The organism is Saccharothrix sp. ALI-22-I (assembly GCF_001984175.1).
Lineage (GTDB): Bacteria > Actinomycetota > Actinomycetes > Mycobacteriales > Pseudonocardiaceae > Actinosynnema.
On record NZ_MTQP01000006.1, the window covers coordinates 1 to 4,317 of the forward strand.

5 protein-coding genes and 1 pseudogene are annotated in these 4,317 nt (G+C 67.1%); 5 read left to right on the forward strand and 1 reads right to left on the reverse strand.

The window, feature by feature from the left end; genetic code table 11:
* From ALI22I_RS00100 to ALI22I_RS00105, 3 genes are all read left to right on the forward strand, one after another.
* Nucleotides 1–267 (forward strand): AbfB domain-containing protein (locus ALI22I_RS00100; RefSeq protein WP_179118013.1); only part of this gene is annotated, 267 nt, incomplete at its 5' end.
* A gap of 17 nt (nt 268–284) precedes the next feature.
* Nucleotides 285–476: a hypothetical protein gene (locus ALI22I_RS48265; protein WP_143531823.1), complete on the forward strand. Its 192-nt coding sequence runs from the start codon at nt 285–287 to the stop codon at nt 474–476.
* 21 nt (nt 477–497) lie between these two features.
* Nucleotides 498–1,022: an MGH1-like glycoside hydrolase domain-containing protein gene (locus ALI22I_RS00105; RefSeq protein ID WP_077003554.1), complete on the forward strand. Its 525-nt coding sequence runs from the start codon at nt 498–500 to the stop codon at nt 1,020–1,022.
* A gap of 13 nt (nt 1,023–1,035) precedes the next feature.
* Here the strand turns inward: ALI22I_RS00105 and ALI22I_RS00110 are convergent.
* Nucleotides 1,036–1,374 (reverse strand): annotated as a pseudogene (locus ALI22I_RS00110) (transposase); the annotation flags it as partial.
* A gap of 440 nt (nt 1,375–1,814) precedes the next feature.
* Between ALI22I_RS00110 and ALI22I_RS00120 the strand changes: the two are divergent.
* Nucleotides 1,815–3,665, forward strand: a complete 1,851-nt coding sequence (locus tag ALI22I_RS00120) for a family 43 glycosylhydrolase (protein ID WP_083751287.1) — start codon at nt 1,815–1,817, stop codon at nt 3,663–3,665.
* Between the two features lie 263 nt (nt 3,666–3,928).
* Nucleotides 3,929–4,252 carry a fumarylacetoacetate hydrolase family protein gene (locus ALI22I_RS52705; protein ID WP_143531825.1) on the forward strand — a complete coding sequence of 108 codons (324 nt, stop codon included), beginning with the start codon at nt 3,929–3,931 and terminating at the stop codon, nt 4,250–4,252.
* The last annotated feature ends 65 nt before the right edge of the window (nt 4,253–4,317 follow it).

A 4,317-nucleotide genomic window follows, 5' to 3' on the forward strand; every position in this document is an offset into this window, starting at 1 on the left:
GTGTCGTTCGAGTCGGTCAACAGGCCCGGCTACTTCCTGCGGCACCAGGGCTTCGAGGTCAAGCTCATGCAGAACGACGGCACGTCGACCTTCGCCGCCGACGCCACCTTCACCCGGGTCGCGGGCCTCGCGGATTCCTCCTGGTCGTCGTTCCGCTCGGTCAACTACCCGACCCGCTACCTGCGGCACTCGGCCTTCGTGCTGCGCATCGACGAGATCACGAGCGCGACCGGCCGCGCCGACGCGACCTTCCGCGTCGTCTACTGACCCCTGGGGACAGGCAGATGTTCCGCTCACCACGAGCGCCGCGTTGGCGCCGCCGCCGTCCGGCGGCGGCGCTGATGGGGTCCGTGCTCGCGCTCGGCCTCGTCGCGGCCGGCGTCACCACCACGGTCTCCCAGGCGCAGTCCTCCGGTCCTGCGGTGTTGGACAAGGCCGCGATCCTGAGCGCCAACGGGCTCGACGAGCCGGAGTGATACACGAACAACATCCCGTTCGTGGACACGCCGGACGACACGATCGACCGCGTCTACTACTACCGGTGGAGCACGTACAAGCGCGCGCTGCGCTACACCGTGCCCGGAACCGGGTACATCTCCACCGAGTACGACAACCCGGTCTGGTACTCGGGCGGCAACACCGCCGGCAGCAACGAGGCGCACTCGGCGCTGGTGGACGCGGCGGGCTACCACATCCAGGACGGGCGCTGGCTGCGCAACCGGGACTTCGCGGGCGACTACCTGGACTTCTGGCTGCGCGGTGGCGGAAACTTCTCCGCGCGCAACTTCAGCGAGTGGATCGCGAGCGCCGCCTACCAGCGGTGCCTGGTCACCGGTGACGACACGCAGCTCAAGGTGTACCTGCCGCAGTTCATCGCGCTGTACAAGAAGTGGGACTCGAACTTCACCAACGACATCACGGTCAACGGCTCGGCCACGACGAAAGACCTGTACTTCCAGACGCCCCTGTCCGACCCCGCCGAGTACACCGAGACCTCGGCTCTGGCTCGTAGTCGGTGGTGACGATGCGCATCGGTCAGGGTAGAAGGATGCGGTGGCGGAGAACGTCGAATCCGGCACGCCCATGCATCTGTCTCATGATCCTCTTGGTGCGGGTGTTGACGCCTTCGGTGCGGCCGTTGTGGTAGGGCAGGGTGAGGCCGGCGTCCACAGCGGACCGGTCGATCTCGAAACCATTGGTGAGACTGCGCAGATGCGGCAGGTCGACAGCGCGGGCCGCCGCGATCCACTCGGTGGGTTTCGCGTCGTTGCCTGCGGCCGGTGAACGACCGGCCGTAGTGGCCGAGCGCGTCGCGGACGCGCGGATTGGCGGTGCTGGCGTAGAAGCCGGGCAGCACGCGGTAGATCGGGTCCACGCGGTGGTTCTCGTGGCTGTCACTGAGCGACCTGCTGGTCGAGCGCTACCGCGCCGCCGGACTCCGGGACATCAGCTACGGCACCTGCCCCGAAGCCCGCCACGAACTGTTCCACGAGACCAATGCACAGGAGGTCGTCGCCGACCTGCTGTCCTGGCTGGACCGCGTCCTCCCTGCCCGCTGGCCAATGGGTTCGGCGTCTCGTTTCGCCGATGTGAGCGTTCACCTTCTGGCTGAACCGAACTACCGCAGTCGAATGTCGTTCGATGCGGTCAGGTGGGCCGGATCGTGGGCGGTGGTCAGGAAATAAGGGCTCGGCCAGTTCGATGACGTCACTTTCCAGCACTGGCATCCCTCTTGTGAGCGTGAACATCCGGTGCCACACTGCGGACACTCGGCGACCTCAGCTGCCAGGTCCTCAATGACTAGGAGAAATGCAATGGTTGCGTTCCTCATGAGATCGACGCTGTCGTCCTCGGCGACACCGCGACGCGCAGGTGCTCTGCTCGTCGCCGTCCTGTGCGCGCTGGCACTCCTGCCCGCGGTGGCCAGGGCCGACAACCCGATCGTGCAGCACATCTACACCGCCGACCCGGCACCGCTGGTGCACAACGGCCGGGTGTACCTCTACACGGGGCACGACGAGGACGGCTCGACCACCTTCGTCATGAAGGAGTGGCGGGTCTGGTCCTCTGAGGACATGGTCAACTGGACCGACCACGGCTCGCCGATGAACCTGGCCACGTTCTCCTGGGCCGACGCCGACGCGTGGGCGGGTCAGGCGATCGCCCGCAACGGCAAGTTCTACTGGTACGTCCCCGTCCGTCGCCGTGGAGGCGGAATGGCCATCGGGGTGGCGGTGGCCGACAGCCCCACCGGCCCCTTCCGCGACGCGATCGGCCGCCCGCTGGTGGAGAACGGCGAGTTCGATCCGACGGTCTTCATCGACGATGACGGGCAGGCGTACCTGTACTGGGGCAACCCGAACCTGTGGTACGTGCGGCTCAACGCCGACATGATCTCGTTCTCGGGCAGCCCCACCCAGATCCCGCTCACCACCGCCGGGTTCGGCGCTCGGACCGGCGACCCGAACCGGCCGACGCTGTACGAGGAAGGGCCGTGGGTCTACAAGCGCAACGGCCTGTACTACAACGTCTTCGCCGCCAAGTGCTGCGGGGAGTTCATTGCCTACTCGACCGCACCGAGCCCGACCGGGCCGTGGACCTACCGCGGCACGATCATGCCCACGCAGGGCGCCAGCTTCACCAACCACGCCGGGATCGTCGACTTCAAGGGCAGTTCGTACTTCTTCTACCACAACGGCGCTCTGCCCGGCGGAGGCGGTTTCACCCGGTCCGTGGCGGTGGAGAAGTTCAGCTACAACGCCGACGGCACGATCCCGACCATGAACATGACCACCTCCGGCGCGCCTCAGGCGGACACGCTCAACCCCTACGTCCGCCAGGAAGCCGAGACCATCGCGTGGGGCAGCGGCATCGAAACCGAGCCCTCCAGCGAGGGCGGGATGAACGTCAGCTGGATTGAAAACGGCGATTACGTCAAGGTCAAGGGCGTAGCATTCGGCACCGGTGCCAGCTCGTTCACCACCAGGGTGGCCTCAAGCACCAGCGGCGGCCGAGTTGAGCTGCACCTGGACAGTGCTACTGGGCCGACGGTCGGGACATGCACTGTGTCGGGCACCGGAGGCTGGCAGACCTGGAGCACGATCTCGTGCCCTGTTACCGGTGCGACCGGGACCCGCGATCTGTACCTGCGCTTCGCCGGTGGCAGCGGGTACCTGTTCAATATGAACTGGTGGCAGTTCACCACCGGCCAGTCCGCCTTCTCGTCAACCGCCGTCGCCCAGCACAGCGGGTACTGCCTGGACGACCCCGACCAGAGCACCGCCGACGGCACTCAGTACCGGCAGTACACCTGCGGCGCCGGTGAGGAACAGCGGTTCGACTTCCGCCCGGTGCAAGGGGTGGCGGACACCTACTCCCTGGTGAACCGCTCCAGCGGCAAGTGCCTCGACATCCGCGGCGTCTCCACCGCCGACGGCGCGGCGGTCCACCAGTGGACCTGCCACGGCGGCACGAACCAGCAGTTCACGCTGCGGCAGGTCGCCGCCAACGACTACCAGCTCGTCGCGGTGCACAGCGGCAGGTGCGTGGACGTCAGCGGGATCTCCACCGCCGTCGGAGCACTGGTCCACCAGTGGACCTGTGACTCCGCCAGTGCCCTGGCCACCAAGAAGAACCAGGTCTGGCGCCTGGCCGGCAAGAGCTGAACCAACACGGGGTCGGGCCCGGGCCGGCAACCCGGCGCCCGACCCTGTCCAGGGCCTTGCCGGCCGGGGTTGTCAATCCCCTCGAATCGTGGAGACGGTGTTATGCCACTTCGGCCCTGACCTGGGTGGCCGACGTTGCCCGTGCTTGTGCCATCTGGTGCTCGAACGGGATCGAGGCCAGCCCGTCGTTGGCGCTGTGTCTCCGGGTGGTGTTGGGCGGATTCAACTCGTCGTCGCAACACCCCTGATCGAGAGGTGGAGCGATGGCTGGGCCGAGGCAGAGACAGGTTCGGGCGTACCGCGGGCAGATGCCGTCGCCGGGACGCCCGACGGTCGCCTGGCGCGAGGATCGCGTGAGGTTTTGGGCGGCAGTCGGGGAAGTCGCGGCAGCTCGACGGGAGGCGGTGCTCACCGTGATGGTCGGCAACCACGCGCGCGACGTCACGGCCGAACGCACCGCCGAAGTGATCGCCGGATTCACGATCGTCAACGACCCGTCCGCGCGCGGCCCGGTAATCCGAAGAGACCGACCTGTGCCGCTCGAAAAGTCATCGTTGCTGGTCAAGCGGCATGTCTGTGCTCGTTGACGAGTCCGCCCAGGATGCGGGTACGGTGCAGTCTGTGGGTGTCGAGGTCGTGTACCGCGGTGGTG